Source organism: Streptomyces sp. NRRL F-2664 (assembly GCF_000719345.1).
Classification (GTDB): Bacteria; Actinomycetota; Actinomycetes; order Streptomycetales; family Streptomycetaceae; genus Streptomyces.
Genome location: NZ_JOFX01000031.1, coordinates 1 through 20,639 on the forward strand (window position 1 = coordinate 1; position 20,639 = coordinate 20,639).

Consider the following 20,639-nt stretch of genomic DNA (forward strand, 5'->3'; position numbering starts at 1 on the left):
GGGGTGGGGGTGGGGGTGGGGGTGGCCGTCGGAGGCGGCGTGGGCGTCGGCGTCGGCGTCGGCGTCGGCTGCGGGGTCGGGGTGGGCGTGGGCTTCGGGCTCGGCTTCGCGGGTGTGCTCGCGGGCGCGCCGGCGCCGCTGTCCGGGGTTTCGTGGGCGCCCTTGAGGTAGTGGGCGAACCAGGACCGCACGGTCCGCAGGTACTCCGTCGAGCGGTTGTAGGACAGCACGGCCCGGTCCAGGTCCGCTTCGACGCGCAGGTCCCGGTCGCCCGCGCACAGGTAGCGGCCGGCCGCGAGGGCCGCGTCGTGCACGTTGTTCGGGTTGCGCCGGCCGTCGCCGTCCGCGTCCTGGCCCCACGCCGCCCACGTGGAGGGACTGGCGGGGCGGACGCCGACTGCCCGCGCTGGCCGCCTGGTTCTACGTCTCGGCGGTCATCGGGTCGCTCACGCATGTGGTGTGGGACAGCTTCACGCACATGGACCGCTGGGGGACGAACGCGATGCCGTGGCTCGGCGAGCCCATCGCCTTCGGTTTCCCGCCCTACACCTTCCTGCAGTACGGCTCTTCGGCGGTCGCGGCCTGCGTGCTGCTCTGGTTCACGGTGACCGGGCTGCGCCGCACGCCCGCCGACCCCGACCCGGCGGGCGTGCCGGTGCTCGGCCGCGCCGAGCGCTGGGGCTGGCTGGCGCTGATCGCGGCGTGCGTGGCGACCGGCATCACCGTGCGCGTGATCCGTTTCTTCACCTTCTTCGACCGGATCCGTACGCCGCTCGACATCATCCCGACCGTCTGCTTCGGGGCGGGCGGCGGACTGGCCGTCGGGCTGCTGCTCTACGGGGTGCTGGTCCGGCTGCGCCGGCGCCGCGGCCCCGGCGACGGGCAGCAGCCGGCGGACGAGGAGACGCGGACGCCCGTCCCCACCGCCTGAACGGCGGCGGGAACGGGCGCCGAACCGGCCCGGGCACCGGTGCCCCGTGCCGGTCAGTGCGCGGCGGACTCCCAGTCCGCGCCGACGCCCACCGACACGTCCAGCGGGGCACGGAGCTCCACGGCCGCGCCCATCTCGCGGCGCACCAGCTCCTCGACCCGCTCCCGCTCGCCGGGGGCGATCTCCAGCACGATTTCGTCGTGCACCTGGAGCAGCATCCGCGAGCCCAGGCCGGCCTCGGCGATCGCCCGGTCCACGCGCAGCATCGCGACCTTGACGATGTCGGCGGCGGTGCCCTGGATGGGGGCGTTGAGCGCCATCCGCTCGGCTGCCTCGCGGCGCTGGCGGTTGTCGCTGTTGAGGTCGGGCAGGTACCGGCGGCGGCCGAAGATCGTCGCCGTGTACCCGGTGGCCCGAGCCTCGTCCACGACCCGCTGGAGGTAGTCGCGGACCCCGCCGAACCGCTCGAAGAAGGTCTCCATCAGGCCGCGCGCCTCGGCGGGCTCGATGCCCAGCTGCTGGGAGAGGCCGAACGCGGACAGCCCGTAGGCCAGGCCGTAGGACATGGCCTTGATCTTGCGGCGCATCTCGGCGTCGACCTGGTGGCGCTCCACGCCGAACACCTGGGAGGCGACGGTGGTGTGCAGGTCCTCGCCGGAGGCGAAGGCCTCGATCAGGCCCTCGTCCTCGGAGAGGTGGGCCATCACGCGCAGCTCGATCTGGCTGTAGTCGGCCGTCATCAGGGACTCGAAGCCCTCACCGACGACGAAGCCGCGGCGGATGGCGCGGCCCTCGTCGGTGCGCACCGGCACGTTCTGCAGATTCGGGTCGGTGGAGGACAGCCGACCGGTCGCGGCGACGGTCTGGCTGAAGCTGGTGTGCACCCGGCCGTCGGCGGCGATGCTCTTGACCAGGCCCTCCACGGTGACGCGCAGCTTGGCCTGCTCCCGGTGACGCAGCATGATCACCGGCAGTTCGTGGTCGGTCTGCGTGGCCAGCCAGGCCAGCGCGTCGGCGTCCGTGGTGTAGCCGGTCTTCGTCTTCTTCGTCTTCGGCAGGTCCAGCTCGCCGAAGAAGACCTCCTGGAGCTGCTTGGGCGAGCCGAGGTTGAACTCGTGGCCGACGGCCGCGTGCGCCTCCTTCACCGCCTGCTGCACCGCTCCGGCGAACTGCTGCTCCATCGCCTCCAAGTGGTCGCGGTCGGCGGCGATGCCGGCGCGCTCCATCCGGGCGAGCAGTTCGGAGGTCGGCAGCTCCATGTCGTGCAGCAGCTCCGCGGCGCCCACCTCGGCGAGCTTGCCGCTGAAGGCGTCGCCCAGGTCGAGGACGGCGCGGGCCTGCGCCATCAGCGCCTCGGCCTCGGCGGTCTCGTCGGCGCCGAAGGCCAGCTGCCCGTCGGCGGCGGCGGGGGCCAGCTCCCGGTGCAGGTACTCCGTGGACAGGGCGTCCAGCGCGAAGGAGCGCCGGCCGGGCTTGACCAGGTACGCGGCGAGCGCGGTGTCCATGGTGATACCGGCCAGGCTCCAGCCGTGCTCGGGGAACACCCGCAGCAGGCCCTTGGCGTTGTGCACGACCTTGGGGCGTGCCGCGTCGGCCGCCCAGGCCGCGAAGGCCCGCTCGTCCGCCTCGTCGAGGTCGGCCGGGGTGAACCAGGCCGCGGCCCCGCCGGCGGCGGCGAGCCCCACCTCGCTGATGCTGCCCTGGCCCAGTGCCCAGCTGTCGACCGTCGCGACGCCCAGCGGCCCGCCGCCGTGGCTCTCCAGCCACGGTGCCAGCTCGCCCGTACCGAGCACGGAGCCGTCGAGCTCCACACCGGCGGCCGGCGCCGGCGCGGCGTCCTGCTCCGCGGCGCCCGGGTCGACGGCGAGCAGCCGCTCGCGCAGCGAGGGGTTGCGGATCTCCAGCACGTCCAGAACCCCGGTCACGGCAGCCCGGTCGTACGGCAGCCGGCCCAGGTCGGCGGGGCTCCGGGACAGCTCCACGTCTTTGACCATCTCGGTCAGGACCCGGTTGAGCTTCACGGCCTCCAGGTGGTCGCGGAAGTTCTGCCCGGCCTTGCCCTTGACCTCGTCCGCGCGCTCCACGAGCTCCGCGAACGACCCGAACTGCATGATCCACTTGGCGGCGGTCTTCTCGCCGACGCCCGGGATGCCGGGGAGGTTGTCGGACGGGTCGCCGCGCAGCGCCGCGAAGTCGGGGTACTGCTGAGGGGTGAGGCCGTACTTCTCCTCGACCTTCTCCGGCGTGAAGCGGGTCAGCTCCGAGACGCCCTTGGTCGGGTAGAGCACAGTGGTGTGCTCGGAGACGAGCTGGAAGGAGTCCCGGTCGCCGGTGACGATCAGCACCTCGAAGCCGAGGGCCTCGGCCTGCGTCGCCAGGGTCGCGATCACGTCGTCGGCCTCGAAGCCGTCGACCGCGAACCGCGGCACCTTCATCGCGTCGAGGAGCTCGCCGATCAGCTCGACCTGCCCCTTGAACTCGTCGGGCGTCTTGGAACGGTTCGCCTTGTACTCGGGGAACTCCGTCGACCGCCACGTCTTGCGGGACACGTCGAACGCCACCGCGAAATGCGTGGGCGCCTCGTCGCGCAGCGTGTTCGCCAGCATCGACGCGAAGCCGTAGATGGCGTTGGTCGGCTGCCCCGTCGCGGTCGTGAAGTTCTCCGCGGGCAGCGCGAAGAACGCCCGGTACGCCAGGGAGTGCCCGTCCATGAGCATCAGGCGGGGGCGGTCCGCTGCGGTCGTCTGGTCCGTCTTCTTCGATGCTGAATCTGCCACGTCCCCGATCCTAGGCGCCCCCGCCGACAATGCGGCCCGCCTCCTCCCCGGGCGCATCCGCCCCACCGGCCGCCCCCGGCGCACCCACCCGGGCACCGCGAGCACCGGGCCGCCCTCCCCCGGAACCCGTGGACCGTGCAAGGATCGAAGGACGCGGCCACCCGTGCTGCACCCGTACGAACGCTCGAAGGGGAGCGCGATGGCGACCAAGCCGCCCACAGGCGATCCGGTACAGGACGCACCGCAGGTCACACCGCCCAAGCACGCCGCCGCCGGGCTGCCCGCGATCGGCCACACGCTGCGGATCGCGGGGGCGCAGATGGGCCTGGCCCGCACCGCCCGCACCCTCCTCAAGGTCAACCAGAAGGACGGCTTCGACTGCCCCGGCTGCGCCTGGCCCGAGGGCGACGAGCGGCACGCGGCCGAATTCTGCGAGAACGGCGCCAAGGCCGTCGCGGAGGAGGCCACCCTGCGCCGGGTCACCCCGGAGTTCTTCGCCGCGCACCCCCTGGCCGACCTGGCCGCCCGCTCCGGTTACTGGCTGGGCCAGCAGGGCCGGATCACCGAGCCGATGTACCTGCCCGAGGGCGGCGACCGCTACGAGGCGATCAGCTGGGAGCGCGCCTTCGCCGTCATCGCGCAGGAGCTGAACGCGCTCGACTCCCCCGACGAGGCCCTCTTCTACACCTCGGGCCGCACCAGCAACGAGGCCGCGTTCCTCTTCCAGCTCTTCGCCCGCGAGTTCGGCACCAACAACCTGCCCGACTGCTCCAACATGTGCCACGAGTCCTCGGGCTCCGCACTGACCGAGACCATCGGCATCGGCAAGGGCAGCGTCTCCCTCGAAGACCTCCACAAGGCCGACCTGATCATCGTCGCCGGGCAGAACCCGGGCACCAACCACCCGCGCATGCTCTCCGCCCTGGAGAAGGCCAAGAACGCCGGCGCGAAGATCATCTCGGTGAATCCGCTGCCCGAGGCCGGCATGGAGCGGTTCAAGAACCCGCAGACCCCCCTCGGCATGCTCCGGGGCACCGCGCTCAACGACCTCTTCCTGCAGATCCGCATTGGCGGCGACCAGGCCCTCTTCCGCCTCCTCAACAAGCTCGTCATCGAAACCCCGGGCGCCACCGACGAGGCCTTCGTCCGCGAGCACACCCACGGCTACGAGGACCTCGCCGCCGCCGCGAAGGAGGCCGACTGGGAGGAGACCCTCACCGCGACCGGCCTGACCCGGCCCGAGATCGAGCGGGCACTGGCCATGATCCTGGCCTCGGAGCGCACCATCGTCTGCTGGGCGATGGGCCTCACGCAGCACAAGCACTCCGTCGCCACCATCCGCGAGGTCGTCAACCTCCTCCTGCTGCGCGGCAACATCGGCCGGCCCGGCGCCGGGGTCTGCCCCGTCCGCGGCCACTCCAACGTCCAGGGCGACCGCACCATGGGCATCTTCGAACGGCCCGCGCCCGCCTTCCTCGACGCCCTCGACAAGGAATTCGGCATCACCTCGCCCCGCGGCCACGGCTACGACGTCGTCCGCTCCATCCGGGCGATGCGCGACGGCCGCGCCAAGGTCCTCTTCGCCATGGGCGGGAACTTCGTCGGCGCCACCCCCGACACCGAGGTCACCGAGGCCGCGATCCGCCGCACCGCACTGACCGTGCACGTCTCCACCAAGCTCAACCGCTCCCACGCGGTCACCGGCCGGCGCGCCCTGATCCTGCCCACCCTCGGCCGCACCGACAAGGACGTCCAGGCCTCGGGCCGGCAGTTCGTCACGGTCGAGGACTCCATGGGCATGGTCCACGCCTCCCGCGGCAACCTCGCCCCCGCCTCCCCGCACCTGCTCTCCGAACCGGCGATCGTGGCCCGCACGGCCCGCGCCGTCCTCGGCCCGGCCTCCGCCACCCCCTGGGAGGACTTCGAGCGCGACTACGGCACCATCCGCGACCGGATCTCCCGCGTGGTCCCCGGCTTCGAGGACTTCAATGCCCGCGCCGCCCGCCCCGAGGGCTTCCGCCTCCCCCACGCCCCGCGCGACGAACGCCGCTTCCCCACCCGGACCGGCAAAGCCAACTTCACCGCCGCGCCCGTGGAGTACCCGCGGATCCCCGAGGGCCGGCTGCTGCTGCAGACCCTGCGCAGCCACGACCAGTACAACACCACCATCTACGGCCTCGACGATCGCTACCGCGGCATCACCGGGGGCCGCCGCGTCGTCCTGGTCAACCCCGCCGACGCCGCCGAGCTCGGCCTCGCCGACGGCTCGTACACCGACCTCGTCAGCGAGTGGAAGGACGGCGTGGACCGCCGCGCACCGGGCTTCCGCGTCGTGCACTACCCCACCGCCCGCGGCTGCGCCGCCGCCTACTACCCCGAGACGAACGTGCTCGTCCCGCTCGACTCCACCGCGGACACCAGCAATACCCCGGCCAGCAAGTCCGTCGTCGTGCGCTTCGAACCGGCCTGATAGAACGACCTCAGGACATGAAGGTTAACGAGCGTTGACGAACGGAGCCCGGCCATGGGTGAGCAGCACGCAGTGAAGTTCCCGCAGGAAGTCCTCGACGAGTACGCGGCCCTGGGCATCGACCTGCCCGCGCTGTTCTCGGCCGGCGACCTCGGCGCACGCATGGACATCCGCATCCTGGAGGCCTCCGCGGACCGCGTCGTCGGCACCATGCCGGTCAAGGGCAACACCCAGCCCTACGGACTGCTGCACGGCGGCGCCTCCGCCGTACTGGCCGAGACCCTCGGCTCGATCGGCGCCATGATGCACGGCGGCATCGACAAGATCGCGGTCGGCGTGGACCTGAACTGCACCCACCACCGGGGCGCCCGGACCGGCATCGTCACCGGTACCGCCACCCCGGTCCACCGCGGCCGTTCGACCACCACCTTCGAGATCGTCATCACCGACGAGCAGGACAAGCGGATCTGCACGGCCCGCCTGACCTGCCTGCTGCGCGAGGTCGACCGGGCCGACGGCGCCCGCACCGGCTCCTGACCCCGCGCACGCCGCACCTCCACCGGCCCGGGCGGGCGGCCACCACCGCCGCCGGGACCGGACCACCCCGTCGCCGGGGCCCGGGCGACCGCCACCGCCGGGAACCCGGCCGGCGGGCCCCGGACGCCCCCTCCGCGGCGCCCGGGGCCGGCGAGGGGTGGGCACGCCGGCCCTGGACGCCGGCACCGCCGCATGCCGGGCCGCGGACCCGCCCGGAATCCGCCACTCCGCACGCTTCGCGGTGACATCTGTTGTCTCGCCGCCGGCCACCGCCTACCGTCCCCCCATGGGGACCCCGCCTCGCCCGGCCCGGTACGCCGCGCGCATCCTCCTCACGGCGCTCGCCCTGACCGGATGCTCATCCTCCGCACCCAGCCCCGCGGCGGGTTCCGCGAGCCCCTCCACGCCCACCCCCGCCCCGCCCGTACAGGTGTGCACGACCCTGGTGTCCTACTGGGCGAAGGAGACCCTCCTGGGCACGAAGTGGTCCGGCCTGGACTGGGAGCAGAAGGGGCTCTCCAACGACCAGTACGCGATCCACGAGGACGCGGTGGCCGCGGGACGCGCCGAAGAGCGAACTGCCGGACGGACCAAGGCACTTGAGCTGATCGACCGATTCGTCGCCCAGCACTGCGCCGAACAGGGCGGCGCGACGGGCGGCTGACGGGAACCGGCGCCGCCGGTGTGACCGGCGTCACCGCATTCCGAGCACGGTGTCCGCCTACCGGGCAGATGATCGCGTACGGCCGAACCGCAGGTGGGGGGCCGTGCCGGCGCATACACAAGATCGTTCACGGTCCCGACACACGGCCGAAATCATCACGCTGCGTAATGCCCATGAGGGATCGAATCCACCTTTTCCCCGGAGAATGGCCACCCGGAGGATTCTTTTGGACACGCGCAGCCACATTCGGCTCAATTTGATCTAAGACAGGTGCATGAAGGCCTCAAGCCCCTTAGAGGAACTGCGATTTCTCACGATGCGGACGATCTCCACAGTACCTAAATGTCCGTTTTGTTTAAACTCCGACCACACATTCTTGGCCTTGGCATAACAAGAGCGTCACATCCTCCTTTCCCGCCTCCCGGTGCTCGCCACCTCGGCCCTAGAGTCACGGCCAGTCACCGCGCCGCAGGGCGCGAATCAGCACGGCCGTGGACCTCTCCAGTGCGGCCCGGCGACCCAACGGCACCTCGACAGAGCGCGCCGCGCCAGGGAAAGGAAGAATCGTGCGACACCGTTCTTTGCTCATCCTCACCACCGTGATCACCACGGGAGCACTGACCCTCACCGCTTGCGGATCGCGCGACGGAGGCTCCAAGGACAACAGCGGCGGCAAGAAGACCGTCGTCGTCATCGGCGTCGACGCCCCGCTCACCGGATCCCTCTCCGCTCTCGGTCAGGGCATCAAGAACTCCGTGGACCTCGCGGCCAAGACGGCCAACAAGAACAACGAGGTCCCGGGCATCGAGTTCAAGATCGAGGCCCTCGACGACCAGGCCGTCCCGGCCTCCGGCCAGGCCAACGCCACCAAGCTCGTCGGCAACAAGGACGTCCTCGGCGTCGTCGGCCCGCTGAACTCCGGCGTCGCCCAGCAGATGCAGGGCGTCTTCGCCTCCGCCAAGCTGGCGCAGGTTTCCCCCGCCAACACCAACCCCGCGCTCAGCCAGGGCGACAACTGGGGCAAGGGCGAGTTCAAGCGCGGCTTCGACACCTACTTCCGCACCGCCGCCACCGACGTGGTCCAGGGCAAGTTCGCCGCCCAGTACCTCTTCAAGGACGCCGGCAAGAAGAAGGTCTTCATCGTCGACGACAAGCAGACCTACGGCGCCGGCCTCGCCGCGATCTTCGCCGAGGAGTTCAAGAAGCTCGGCGGCGAGGTCGTCGGCACCGACCACGTCACCGTGAAGGAGACCGACTTCTCCTCCACCGCCGACAAGGTCAAGTCCTCCGGCGCCGACTCCGTCTACTTCGGCGGCCAGTACCCCGAGGGCGGCCTGCTCGCCGACCAGATCAAGAAGACCGGCGCCAACGTCCCGCTCATGGGCGGCGACGGCATCCAGGACCCCGCCTTCATCAGCGCCTCCGGTGAGGCCAACGAGGGCGACCTCGCCACCTCCATCGGCTACCCGGTCGAGAAGCTCGACACCGCCAAGAAGTTCATCGAGGACTACAAGGCCGAGGGCTACAAGGACCCGTACGCCGCCTACGGTGGCTACTCCTACGACGCCGGCTGGGCCGTCATCCAGGCCGTCAAGGCCGTCGTCGCCGCCAACAACGGCAAGCTCCCCGACGACGCCCGCGCCAAGGTCGTCGAGGCCCTCGGCAAGGTCTCCTTCGAGGGCGTGACCGGCAAGGTCGCCTTCGACCAGTACGGCGACACCACCAACAAGCAGCTCACGGTCTACAAGGTCGAGGGCGGCAAGTGGGTCGACGTCAAGAGCGACACCTTCAACCAGTAAGCCGTAACACCCAGCAGCACCCGTAACACCCGCAACACCTGAACCAACGCCGCGCGAGGGCGCAAACAGTGCCCTCGCGCGGAGTCTTATCCGACACGCTCATCGGAGGCCCTGCGGTGCACGAACTGCCGCAACAGCTGGCCAACGGCCTGGCCCTCGGTGCTCTCTATGGCCTCATCGCCATCGGGTACACCATGGTCTACGGCATCGTCCAGCTCATCAACTTCGCCCACGGCGAGATCTTCATGATCGGCGGCTTCGGCGCGCTCACCGCCTACGCCATCCTCCCGACCGGCACCACCCTGCTGATCGCGATACCCGTCATGATCGTCGGCGGTGCCCTCTGCTCCGTCGCCGTGGCATGCGCAGCCGAACGCTTCGCCTACCGCCCCCTGCGCAGCGCTCCAAGGCTCGCACCCCTCATCACCGCAATCGGCCTCTCGATCGCGCTCCAGCAGCTCGTCTGGCAGTTCTACCCGGACGCCAAGAAGGCCGTCAGCTTCCCCGAGTTCACCGGGCCGGCCTTCAACCTCACCGACAGCCTCGCGATCCAGCGTGCGGACCTCTTCGTCCTCATCCTCGCCCCCCTCTGCATGCTCGCCCTCGGCGTCTTCGTCCAGAAGAGCCGCAGCGGCCGCGCCATGCAGGCCACCGCGCAGGACCCCGACACCGCCAAGCTGATGGGCATCAACACCGACCGCATCATCGTCATGGCCTTCGCCATCGGTGCCGCGTTCGCCGCCGTCGCAGCCGTCGCCTACGGCGTCGACAAGGGCCAGATCAACTTCGAGATGGGCTTCATCCTCGGCCTCAAGGCCTTCACCGCAGCCGTCCTCGGCGGCATCGGCAACATCTACGGAGCCATGGTCGGCGGCGTCGTCCTCGGACTCGCCGAAGCCCTCTCGATCGCCTACATCGAAGAGATCCCCGGCATGCAGCAGCTCGGCGGCGGAGCCTGGTCCAACGTCTGGGCCTTCGTACTCCTCATCGTCGTCCTCCTCGTACGGCCCCAAGGCCTGCTCGGCCAGCGCGTCACGGATCGGGCGTGAGAACCATGACCACAGACACCACCCCGCAGACGCAGACGCAGACCGCGAAGACGGCACCCGCACCCGCCGCGCTCCTCTACGCGATCATCGGTGGCAGCCTCCTCACCATCGTCAGCGCCTTCCTCGCCTGGACGTGGACCGCCGACTTCCCCGGCGACCTCACCTTCTACGGCAGCCCCGCCGACCTCCAGTACGTCACCCTGGCCGGCGCCGCCCTCACCCTCGTCCACGCACTCTCCGCGCTCGGCGTCAAGGGCTTCGGCTGGCTCACCCCCGCCGGCTCCCGCAAGGCCATCTGGTTCCTCGCCCTCGGCAACCTCGCCGCCACCTGGTTCACGGTCATCGCGATCACCGTCGTCCTCGGCGGCGTGATCAACCTCGAACCCGGCGCCTACGTCGCCCTCGTCGGCTCCCTCGTCCCGGCCCTCGCCGCGCACAAGCTCCCCGACGACAGCCGCAAGGTCACCCCCGGCAAGAGCACGCTGCCGAACTGGGCCGAAATCCTCATCATCACCGGCGTCTTCGCCCTCGGCCTCTTCGTCATCACCTTCGGCATCGACACCGATGACAAGGAACCGCAGCTCTTCGTCGCCTACCTCATCACGGTCGGCCTCGCGGCCCTCGCCCTGACCAAGTCGGGCATCCTCGCCCGCTTCTCGGTCCTCACCGCGAACAACCGCCAGGTCACCCTCCTCGGCACCGCGGCCGCCGCGATCGCCTTTCCGTTCATCCAGCAGAGCGGCGACACCTACACGCTGATCGCGGTCAACATCCTGATCTTCGCGACCGTCGCCCTCGGCCTGAACATCGTCGTCGGCCTCGCCGGCCTCCTCGACCTCGGATACGTCGCCTTCCTCGGCGTCGGCGCCTACGCCGCCGCCCTGGTCTCCGGCAGCACCGCCTCCGCCTTCGGCATCCACCTCCCCTTCTGGGCGGCGGTCATCGTCGGCGCCATCGTCTCGCTCGTCTTCGGCGTGGTCATCGGTGCACCCACCCTCCGCCTGCGCGGCGACTACCTCGCCATCGTCACCCTCGGCTTCGGAGAAATCTTCCGCATCGCCATGGGCAACCTCGACGGCACCTCCGGCCCCGACGTCACCAACGGCCCCAACGGCATCCCGAACATCCCCCACCTCGAGATCTTCGGGTGGAACTTCGGCGAGTCCCACACCGTCGCCGGCATCGAACTCGGCGCCTACGCCAACTACTACTTCCTCATGCTGCTGGTGATGGCCCTGGTCGTCCTGGTGTTCGCCCGCGCGGGCAACAGCCGCATCGGCCGCGCCTGGGTCGCCATCCGCGAGGACGAGACCGCAGCCGAAGCCATGGGCATCAACGGCTTCAAGGTCAAGCTCATCGCCTTCGCCCTCGGCGCCACCCTCGCCGGCCTCGCCGGCACCGTCCAGGCACACGTCAACACCACGGTCGTCCCCGAGAACTACGTCTTCGCCGGACCCGTCCCGCCGAACTCCGCGTTCCTCCTCGCCGCCGTCATCCTCGGCGGCATGGGCACCATCCGCGGCCCCATCCTCGGCGCCGCACTGCTCTTCCTGATCCCGGCGAAGCTGGCCTTCCTCCAGGACTACCAGCTCCTCGCCTTCGGCATCGCCCTCATCCTGCTCATGCGCTTCCGCCCTGAAGGCCTCATCGCCAACAAGCGCGCGCAGCTCGAGTTCCACGACGACACCGCTGACCAGGCCCCCAAGGACCTGGCCACCGCCAAGGCGGGGGCGTAACACCATGACGACCACCACGGACACCACCACCACCACGAAGACCACGGTCCTCGAAGCCAAGGGCGTCACCATGCGCTTCGGCGGCCTCACCGCCGTCAAGGGCGTCGACCTCCAGGTCAACGCAGGCGAGATCGTCGGACTCATCGGCCCCAACGGCGCTGGCAAGACCACCTTCTTCAACTGCCTCACCGGGCTGTACGTCCCCACCGAGGGCTCCGTCAGCTACAAGGGCAAGGTCCTCCCGCCCAAGCCCCACCGGGTCACCGAGGCCGGCATCGCCCGCACCTTCCAGAACATCCGGCTCTTCCACAACATGACCGTGCTGGAGAACGTCCTCGTCGGACGCCACACCCGCACCAAGGAAGGCCTCTGGTCCGCCCTGCTGCGCGGCCCCGGCTTCAAGAAGGCCGAAGCCGCCAGCGAGGCACGCGCCATGGAACTCCTCGAGTTCATCGGCCTGGAGCACAAGGCCGACCACCTCGCGAAGAACCTCCCCTACGGCGAACAGCGCAAGCTGGAGATCGCCCGCGCCCTCGCCAGCGACCCCGGCCTCATCCTCCTGGACGAGCCCACCGCCGGCATGAACCCGCAGGAGACCCGCGCCGCCGAAGAGCTCATCTTCGCGATCCGGGACATGGGCATCGCCGTACTCGTCATCGAGCACGACATGCGCTTCATCTTCAACCTCTGCGACCGCGTCGCCTGCCTCGTCCAGGGCGAGAAGCTCATCGAAGGCACCGCCTCCGAGGTCCAGGGCGACGAGCGCGTCATCGCCGCCTACCTCGGCACCCCCTTCGAGGGCGAGCCGGGAGCGGCCGAGGTCGCCGAGGTCGAGGCGGCCGAAGCCCACGCCGAGGCCGCGGCGGAGACCGCGCCCGAGGCTGCGGCCGAAACCGAGCCGGAGGCCGAAGCCGAAGCCGAGACCGAGGCGGAAGCCGCGGACGACGACGAGGCCCCCGCGGCCGACTCGGACACCGACGCCTCCACCGACTCGGACACGGACGCCGACGCGGACAGCACCACCCGCACCACCAGCACGGAAGGAGAGGCCAAGTGACCGCACTGCTCAAGGTCGAGGACCTCAAGGTCGCCTACGGCAAGATCGAAGCCGTCAAGGGAATCTCCTTCGAGGTCAACCAGGGCGAGATCGTCTGCCTCGTCGGCACCAACGGCGCCGGCAAGACCACCACCCTGCGCACCCTCTCCGGGCTCCTGAAGCCCACCGCGGGCAGCATCACCTTCGACGGCCAGCCCCTGGTCGGCGTCCCCGCCCACAAGATCGTCGCACTGAAGCTGGCGCACTCCCCCGAGGGCCGCCACATCTTCCCCCGACTGACGATCGAGGAGAACCTCCAGCTCGGCGCCTTCCTCCGCAGCGACAAGGACGGCATCGAGAAGGACATCCAGCGCGCCTACGACCTCTTCCCCATCCTGGGCGAGCGTCGCAAGCAGGCCGCCGGCACCCTCTCGGGCGGTGAGCAGCAGATGCTCGCCATGGGCCGCGCGCTCATGTGCCAGCCGAAGCTCCTCATGCTGGACGAGCCCTCCATGGGCCTCTCCCCGCTGATGATGCAGAAGATCATGTCGACCATCTCCGAGCTCAAGGCCTCGGGCATGACGATCCTCCTCGTCGAGCAGAACGCCCAGGCGGCGCTCTCCCTCGCCGACCAGGCCCACGTCATGGAGATCGGCAAGATCGTCCTCTCCGGCACCGGCCAGGACCTCCTCCACAACGAGGACGTCCGCAAGGCCTACCTCGGCGAGGACTGACACAACGTGTGAGGCCCGCCTCCCTCGGGGGAGGCGGGCCTCACGCATGTCCGGGGCCGGAACCTACTTCCCGCCGGCTTCCTTCTTCTTCGACTCGGCGTCCTCGATGACCACCTCGGCGACCTGCTGCATGGACATCCGGCGGTCCATGGAGGACTTCTGGATCCACCGGAAGGCCGCGGGCTCCGTCAGCCCGTACTGCGTCTGCAGGATGCTCTTAGCCCGGTCGACCAGCTTGCGGGTCTCCAGCCGCTGCGAGAGGTCCGCGACCTCCTGCTCCAGCGCACGCAGCTCCGCGAACCGGGACACGGCCATCTCGATGGCCGGCACCACGTCGCTCTTGCTGAACGGCTTCACGAGATACGCCATCGCCCCGGCGTCCCGGGCCCGCTCGACGAGGTCGCGCTGCGAGAACGCCGTCAGCATCAGGACCGGCGCGATGGACTCCTGCGCGATCTTCTCGGCGGCGGAGATCCCGTCCAGAACGGGCATCTTCACGTCGAGGATCACCAGGTCGGGCCGGTGCTCGCGGGCGAGCTCCACGGCCGTCTGCCCGTCGCCGGCCTCGCCGACGACGGTGTAGCCCTCTTCTTCGAGCATCTCTTTGAGGTCGAGACGGATGAGCGCCTCGTCCTCGGCGATGACGACGCGGGTCGTCAGCGGCGGAACGTGCGACTGGTCGGCGTCGGGCGTGGGCGTCGACTCGTGCTCGGCGGTCACGGGGGCTCCTCGTTGCGGGGCTCTGCTGCTTGGATGAGCCTACCTAGCTGCAGTGCGCGATGGTCACCCGGTACACTCCGACCAGCGACCCAGCCGGGTTGGTGGAATGGCATACACGGATGTCTCAAACACATCTGCCCGTGAGGGCTTGCGGGTTCGAGTCCCGCACCCGGCACTGCGTTCGAAAAGTGGACGTTCACCTTCGCGTGAACGTCCACTTTTTGCTACGCGCAGCCACTCATGGTCACGCACAGTTGTTCCATGGAGTCCCACAGCCTCGACGTACGGCAAACAGCGCTATCCCTGTTACGCGGCGGCGCGAGAAACGCGGACGTCGCACGCCACCTCGATGTCCCGCTCGGAACCGTCAGCTACTGGAAACACATAGACCGCCGCAAACGGGGCGAGCCGGTTGCCATCCGACCGTCACTCCTGTGCCCTCGCTGCGACGGACGAGCTCTGGACCCCTCCGCCTACGCCTACCTGCTGGGCCTCTACCTCGGCGACGGCCACATCAGCCACTACGTGAAGCACAAGGTCCCTAGCCTCGTGATCACCTTGGACAACGCGTGGCCCGGCATCCAGGACGAGGCAGAAGCCGCACTGCACGCCGTCTTTCCGCACAATGCCACGTGTCGCGTGCGAACCGTCGGAGCACAGAACATGAAGGTGTACTTCAAGCACCTGCCATGCCTGTTCCCGCAGCACGCGCCGGGGAAGAAGCACGAGCGGCGGATCGTCCTCCAGGACTGGCAGCAGGAGATCGTCGACGCCCATCCCTGGGAGTTCGTCCGGGGGCTGATCCACTCCGACGGGTGTCGGATCACCAACTGGACCGTGCGCAACGGCAAGCGCTACGAGTACCCGCGGTACTTCTTCACCAACAAGTCGGACGACATCCGCAGGCTCTGTACCGACACGCTCACCGCGCTCGGCGTCGAGTGGACGATCCTGGCCCGCGGCGGTGACCCGTTCAACGTCTCCATCGCCCGGAAGGCGTCCGTGGCGCTGATGGACGCCCACATCGGGCCGAAGTACTAGGGGCCCGGTTCGGGGTCGGTGGCGAGGCGGGCGTGGAGGTGTTCGTCGTGGTGGCGGCCGTCGCCGAAGAGGTGGGACGCGCGCAGGGTGCCCTCGGGGAGGTAGCCGCAGCGGTGGGCGACGCGGCAGGAGGCGTCGTTGCCGGTGGCGTGGGCGAGTTCGATGCGGCGGGCGTCGGCGGTGCGGAAGCCCCAGGTGGTGACGGCCCTGGTGGTGCGGGTGGCGAGGCCGCGGCCTCGGGCGGCCGGGAGGAACCAGTAGCCGATCATGGCCAGGCCGTCCGCGCGGTCGGTCCAGCGGAGGTTGACGGTGCCGAGGAGGGCTCCGTCGGTGGCGGCGAGCACGGCGAAGGCGGCGCCTGTGCCGCGGTCCCAGCCGTCCTCGCGGGTTTCGAGCCAGGCTCGGGCGGCTGTGTGGTCGGCTGCCGGGAGGGGGTTCCAGAGGGCGATCGTCGGGTCGGCTGCAGCGGTGACGAGGTCGTCGAGGAGTTCCGGTCCGGCGGGCCGGCGGCCCCAGGGGTGGAGCTGTATGTCGCCGAGGTCGAGCGTGGTGCGGGTGAAGTTCCGTGTGGAGGTGCTCATGGCGCCCTTCCTACTCGGCCGTCGGGCCCGTCGCCAGCCCATTTCCTCCGGTCGGGGCAGGTCGCCGTCGCCACCGAGGGGGTGACCGCAGGGCCTGAAGTCGGCTTGGGATCACAGGGGTGTGGTGGTGTGCGCCGGGCCGCTCGGTGGGGCCCGGCGCGGTGGTGCGTGGGGGGTCAGCGGACGGGGTCGCCGATGTGGTGGATGCGGACGAGGTTGGTGGAGCCGCTGACGCCGGGGGGTGAGCCGGCGGTGATGACGACGGTGTCGCCGGGGATGCAGCGGCCGATGCGCAGGAGTTCTTCTTCGACCTGGGCGACCATGGCGTCGGTGGAGTCGACGTGGGGGCCGAGGAAGGTTTCGACGCCCCAGGTGAGGTTGAGTTGGGAGCGGGTGGCGGGGTCGGGGGTGAAGGCGAGGAGGGGGATGGGTGAGCGGTAGCGGGAGAGGCGGCGGACGGTGTCGCCGCTCTGGGTGAAGGCGACGAGGAACTTGGCGTCGAGGAAGTCGCCCATTTCGGCGGCTGCGCGGGCGACGGCTCCGCCTTGGGTGCGGGGCTTGTTGCGGTCGGTGAGGGGCGGGAGGCCTTTGGCGAGGATGTCCTCTTCGGCGGCTTCGACGATGCGGGACATGGTGCGGACGGTGTCGACGGGGTATTTGCCGACGCTGGTTTCGCCGGAGAGCATGACGGCGTCGGTGCCGTCGATGACGGCGTTGGCGACGTCGGAGGCTTCGGCGCGGGTGGGGCGGGAGTTGTCGATCATCGAGTCGAGCATCTGGGTGGCGACGATGACGGGTTTGGCGTTGCGCTTGGCGAGTTTGATGGCGCGCTTTTGGACGATGGGGACGTGTTCCAGGGGCATTTCGACGCCGAGGTCGCCGCGGGCGACCATGATGCCGTCGAAGGCGGCGACGATGTCGTCGATGTTGTCGACGGCCTGGGGTTTTTCGATTTTGGCCATGACGGGGAGGCGGCGGCCTTCTTCGTCCATGATGCGGTGGACGTCTTCGATGTCGCGGCCGGTGCGGACGAAGGAGAGGGCGATGACGTCGGCGCCGGTGCGCAGGGCCCAGCGGAGGTCGTCGATGTCCTTGTCGGAGAGGGCGGGGACGGAGACGGCTACGCCGGGGAGGTTGAGGCCTTTGTGGTCGGAGACCATGCCGCCTTCGATGACGCGGGTGTGGACGCGGGGTCCGTCGACGTGGGTGACTTCGAGGGTGACGCGGCCGTCGTCGACGAGGATGCGTTCGCCGGTGGTGACGTCGGTGGCGAGTCCTTTGTAGGTGGTGCCGCAGGTGTGGCGGTCGCCTTCGTGGTCTTCGACGGTGATGGTGAAGTCGTCGCCGCGTTCAAGGAGTACGGGGCCTTCGTGGAAGCGGCCGAGGCGGATCTTCGGGCCTTGAAGGTCGGCGAGGATTCCGACGCTGCGGCCGGTTTCGTCGGAGGCCTTGCGTACGCGGTGGTAGCGCTCCTCGTGTTCGGCGTAGGTGCCGTGGCTGAGGTTGAGTCGGGCGATGTCCATTCCGGCTTCGACCAGGGCTTTGATCTGGTCGTATGAGTCGGTGGCGGGGCCCAGGGTACATACGATTTTCGCTCGGCGCATGGGGCGAGCCTATTCCCCTACCAGTGGGTAGGTAATCGCTTCCTGGTGTCCTCTCAACAACCGGTTGGCAAAAGGTTGTTGACAATTGTTGAATGTGCGTGGGGGTGCTCTGATGAGCACCCCCACGGGCCCGTTTCGTCCGCGTTTCAGAGTTGGGGCGGGGTCATCGTGAAGCGGGCGTTCACCTGGGCGTGGACGGTCTGGCGCTGGGGTTCGAGGTCGAGGGGCGGGGGGCCCGCGTCCTCGGTGGTGCTGAAGGCCATGGTGCGCATGCCGGCGCCGGGTGCGGCGTAGGGGGTGGCGTCGTCGGCTCCGAGGTCGGCGAGTTCGACGAGGGCGGCGAGGCGGGCGCCGAGTGCTTCGGCGTATTCGCGGGCGCGCTGGACGGCTTCGAGGACGGCTTGGCGGCGGGCTTCGCCGTGGGCGGGCGAGGTGGGGCGCAGGGCCCACCAGGGGCCGTCGACCTGGGTGAGGTCGAGGTCGGCGAGGCGGGTGGTGAGTTCGCCGAGGGTGGTGAAGTCGCTGATTTCGGCGGTGATGTGGACGCGGCCGTGGTAGGCGCGGACGCGTTCGGCACGGCCGTGGCGGGTGAGTTCGGGGGTGATGGAGAGGGTGCCGGTTTCGAGTTTTTCGACGGTGTCGCCGTGGCTCTTGATGAGGTCGATGACGGCGTTGTTCCTGCGGGTGAGGTCTTCGAGGGCGGTGCGGCGGTCGGTGCCGCGGGCGCTGACGGTGATGCCGATGCGGGCGATTTCGGGGTCGACTTCGAGGCGGGCTTCGCCGCGGACTGCTACGCGGGGTACGTCGGGGGTGCCGTAGGGCTGGTGGGTGGTGTGCGCTGCGTCCTGGGTCATGGATTCACTCTCGCACTGTCGCCCGTTCGGGTGTGGTCACCGGATCGAAACCTGGTGGGGGTGTTGCGTCTTGTTACCGGTGGGTCAGAATCTACGCGCGTTGTTCAGGCCTCGAAAGGGAGACGGCATGGCGTTCGACCGCAGGACTTTCATAGGGACCACGGCTGCGACCGGTGCGGCGGCGGCGCTGGCGGGGGCCGCGAGCACCCCGGCAGCCGCCGCGCAGCCGGACCGGGGCGGGCGGGGCCCGCGGACGTACGCGTTCACGGTGATGGGCACGACGGACCTGCACGGGAATGTCTTCAACTGGGACTACTTCACGGACAGGGAGTTCGACGACAAGGCGCACAACGATGTCGGCCTGGCGAAGATCTCCACCCTCGTGGACCAGGTGCGGGCGGAGAAGGGGCGGTGCAACACGCTGCTCATCGACGCCGGTGACACCATCCAGGGCACGCAGTTGTCGTACTACTACGCGAAGGTCGATCCGATCACGGCGCGGCGTGGTCCGGTGCATCCGATGGCGCAGGCGATGAACGCGATCGGCTACGACGCGGCGGCGCTGGGGAACCACGAGTTCAATTACGGCATTCCGGTGCTGCGGAAGTTCGAGGAGCAGTGCGACTTCCCGCTCCTGGGAGCGAACGCGCTGGATGCGAAGACGCTGCGGCCGGCGTTCGCGCCGTACAGCATGCATACGCTGCGCACCCCGCACGGGCGGGATGCGAAGGTGGCGGTGCTGGGGCTGACGAATCCGGGGATCGCGCTGTGGGACAAGGCGAACGTGCAGGGGAGGATGACGTTCCCGGGTCTGGAGGAGCAGGCGGCGAAGTACGTGCCGCGGCTGCGTTCGATGGGTGCGGACGTGGTGATCGTGTCGGCGCACTCGGGGTCGAGCGGTACGTCGTCGTACGGTGACCAGCTTCCGTACGTCGAGAACGCTGCGGCGCTGGTGGCGGAGCAGGTGCCGGGGATCGACGCGATCCTGGTGGGGCACGCGCACACGGAGATCCCGGAGTACCGGGTGAGGAACAGGGCGACCGGCAAGGACGTGGTGCTGTCGGAGCCGCTGAAGTGGGGGCAGCGGCTGACGCTGTTCGACTTCGAGCTGACCTGGGAGAAGGGCCGCTGGTCGGTGGCGAAGGTCGCGGCGAAGGTGCTGAACTCGAACACGGTGGCGGAGGACGTGAAGATCACGCGGCTGCTGTCGGACGAGCACCGCAAGGTCGTGGCGTACGTGAACCAGGTGATCGGTACGTCGACGCAGGCGATGACGTCGGCGGAGGGCCCGGTGAAGGACGTGCCGATCATCGACCTGATCAACCATGTGCAGGCGGAGACGGTGAAGGCGGCTCTGGCCGGTACGGAGTGGGCGTCGCTGCCGGTGCTGTCGCAGGCGTCGTGCTTCTCGCGGACGGCGGCGATCCCGGCCGGGCAGGTGACGATCCGGGACGCGGCGGGTCTCTACCCGTTCGAGAACACGATGGAGGCGCGACTGCTGACGGGTGCGCAGCTGAAGGACTACCTGGAGTTCTCGGCGCGGTACTTCGTGCGGACGGCGCCGGGTGAGGCGGTGGATCCGGCGAAGCTGACGAACGCGGACGGCATTCCGGACTACAACTACGACGCGGTGTACGGGCTGGCGTACGACATCGACATCGCGCAGCCGGCGGGGTCGCGGATCACGGGGCTGTCCTTCCTGGGGAAGGCGGTGGATCCGGCGGCGCAGTTCGTGCTGGCGGTGAACAACTACCGGGCGTCGGGCGGCGGGAACTTCCCGCACGTGCCGCAGGCCAAGCAGCTGTGGTCGAACTCGGACGAGATCCGCAACACGATCATTTCGTGGGTGAAGGCGAAGGGGACGATCGATCCGGCGCAGTTCGCGTCGGTGGACTGGCGGCTGACGCGGGCGGGCGTGCCGGTGTTCTAGCGGGCGGCCGTTCGTGGGGGCCGGTGTCCGCGGCGGCGGACACCGGCCCCGCGTGTGTTGCGGGTGTCGGTGCGGACGAGGTGTGCGGGGACGGCGGCGTCGGGCGCGGCGCCGTGTCCGTGCCGGTGGGCGGTGAGGCGGCGGAGGGGGGCCGCCGGGGGTCCCCTGGGCAGCGC

At 69.7% G+C, this 20,639-nt stretch carries 16 protein-coding genes, 1 tRNA gene and 1 pseudogene; 12 read left to right on the forward strand and 6 right to left on the reverse strand.

The features are described 5' to 3' along the window. Positions 1 to 404 (reverse strand): annotated as a pseudogene (locus IF89_RS0124405) (hypothetical protein); the annotation flags it as partial. 2 nt (positions 405 to 406) lie between these two features. On the opposite strand from IF89_RS0124405, the gene IF89_RS0124410 reads away from it, so the two are divergent. Beyond that, on the forward strand, positions 407 to 931 hold the full coding sequence (locus tag IF89_RS0124410; RefSeq protein ID WP_267882107.1) for a DUF4184 family protein: 525 nt from the start codon (positions 407 to 409) through the stop codon (positions 929 to 931). 53 nt (positions 932 to 984) lie between these two features. Here IF89_RS0124410 and polA read toward each other — a convergent pair whose 3' ends face one another. Further along, positions 985 to 3,708, reverse strand: a complete 2,724-nt coding sequence (polA, locus tag IF89_RS0124415) for a DNA polymerase I (RefSeq protein ID WP_030771993.1) — start codon at positions 3,706 to 3,708, stop codon at positions 985 to 987. A gap of 199 nt (positions 3,709 to 3,907) precedes the next feature. Here polA and IF89_RS0124420 point away from each other — a divergent pair, with 199 nt between their 5' ends. The 8 genes from IF89_RS0124420 to IF89_RS0124455 all read left to right on the forward strand — a co-directional run bounded on the left by IF89_RS0124420 (position 3,908) and on the right by IF89_RS0124455 (position 13,733). Next, positions 3,908 to 6,178, forward strand: coding sequence for an FdhF/YdeP family oxidoreductase (locus tag IF89_RS0124420; RefSeq protein WP_030771997.1), 2,271 nt, complete (start codon positions 3,908 to 3,910; stop codon positions 6,176 to 6,178). 54 nt (positions 6,179 to 6,232) lie between these two features. Further along, complete coding sequence (locus IF89_RS0124425) at positions 6,233 to 6,715, forward strand: PaaI family thioesterase (RefSeq protein ID WP_030772000.1); 483 nt, start codon at positions 6,233 to 6,235, stop codon at positions 6,713 to 6,715. Positions 6,716 to 7,001: 286 nt separating this feature from the next. After that, positions 7,002 to 7,379 (forward strand): hypothetical protein, encoded by a 378-nt coding sequence (locus IF89_RS0124430; RefSeq protein ID WP_030772002.1) that lies wholly within the window; start codon positions 7,002 to 7,004, stop codon positions 7,377 to 7,379. A 566-nt stretch (positions 7,380 to 7,945) separates the two neighbouring features. Further along, complete coding sequence (locus tag IF89_RS0124435) at positions 7,946 to 9,178, forward strand: branched-chain amino acid ABC transporter substrate-binding protein (protein WP_030772004.1); 1,233 nt, start codon at positions 7,946 to 7,948, stop codon at positions 9,176 to 9,178. Between the two features lie 116 nt (positions 9,179 to 9,294). Then, on the forward strand, positions 9,295 to 10,227 hold the full coding sequence (locus tag IF89_RS0124440; protein ID WP_030772006.1) for a branched-chain amino acid ABC transporter permease: 933 nt from the start codon (positions 9,295 to 9,297) through the stop codon (positions 10,225 to 10,227). A gap of 5 nt (positions 10,228 to 10,232) precedes the next feature. After that, positions 10,233 to 11,963 (forward strand): branched-chain amino acid ABC transporter permease, encoded by a 1,731-nt coding sequence (locus IF89_RS0124445; RefSeq protein WP_043194353.1) that lies wholly within the window; start codon positions 10,233 to 10,235, stop codon positions 11,961 to 11,963. 4 nt (positions 11,964 to 11,967) lie between these two features. Then, positions 11,968 to 13,020 carry an ABC transporter ATP-binding protein gene (locus tag IF89_RS0124450; protein WP_030772012.1) on the forward strand — a complete coding sequence of 351 codons (1,053 nt, stop codon included), beginning with the start codon at positions 11,968 to 11,970 and terminating at the stop codon, positions 13,018 to 13,020. Next, a complete protein-coding gene (locus IF89_RS0124455; RefSeq protein WP_030772015.1) occupies positions 13,017 to 13,733 on the forward strand; it encodes an ABC transporter ATP-binding protein in 717 nt (238 codons plus the stop codon). Before IF89_RS0124450 ends, IF89_RS0124455 begins: the two co-directional genes overlap by 4 nt. Positions 13,734 to 13,796: 63 nt before the next feature. Here IF89_RS0124455 and IF89_RS0124460 read toward each other — a convergent pair whose 3' ends face one another. Then, a complete protein-coding gene (locus IF89_RS0124460; protein WP_030772018.1) occupies positions 13,797 to 14,453 on the reverse strand; it encodes an ANTAR domain-containing response regulator in 657 nt (218 codons plus the stop codon). 92 nt (positions 14,454 to 14,545) lie between these two features. Here IF89_RS0124460 and IF89_RS0124465 point away from each other — a divergent pair. Then, a tRNA-Leu gene (locus tag IF89_RS0124465) sits at positions 14,546 to 14,628 on the forward strand. Between the two features lie 86 nt (positions 14,629 to 14,714). After that, entirely contained in the window at positions 14,715 to 15,494 is a 780-nt protein-coding gene (locus tag IF89_RS0124470) for a hypothetical protein (protein WP_030772021.1), read from the forward strand. Here the strand turns inward: IF89_RS0124470 and IF89_RS0124475 are convergent. From IF89_RS0124475 to IF89_RS0124485, 3 genes are all read right to left on the reverse strand, one after another. Continuing rightward, positions 15,491 to 16,075 carry a GNAT family N-acetyltransferase gene (locus tag IF89_RS0124475; RefSeq protein ID WP_051807535.1) on the reverse strand — a complete coding sequence of 195 codons (585 nt, stop codon included), beginning with the start codon at positions 16,073 to 16,075 and terminating at the stop codon, positions 15,491 to 15,493. The two genes, IF89_RS0124470 and IF89_RS0124475, sit on opposite strands and share 4 nt — an antisense overlap. Positions 16,076 to 16,251: 176 nt before the next feature. Further along, complete coding sequence (gene pyk / locus IF89_RS0124480) at positions 16,252 to 17,679, reverse strand: pyruvate kinase (RefSeq protein WP_030772027.1); 1,428 nt, start codon at positions 17,677 to 17,679, stop codon at positions 16,252 to 16,254. A gap of 146 nt (positions 17,680 to 17,825) precedes the next feature. Then, positions 17,826 to 18,533, reverse strand: coding sequence for an SIMPL domain-containing protein (locus IF89_RS0124485; protein WP_030772030.1), 708 nt, complete (start codon positions 18,531 to 18,533; stop codon positions 17,826 to 17,828). 127 nt (positions 18,534 to 18,660) lie between these two features. On the opposite strand from IF89_RS0124485, the gene IF89_RS0124490 reads away from it, so the two are divergent. After that, on the forward strand, positions 18,661 to 20,463 hold the full coding sequence (locus IF89_RS0124490; protein ID WP_030772033.1) for a bifunctional metallophosphatase/5'-nucleotidase: 1,803 nt from the start codon (positions 18,661 to 18,663) through the stop codon (positions 20,461 to 20,463). The last annotated feature ends 176 nt before the right edge of the window (positions 20,464 to 20,639 follow it).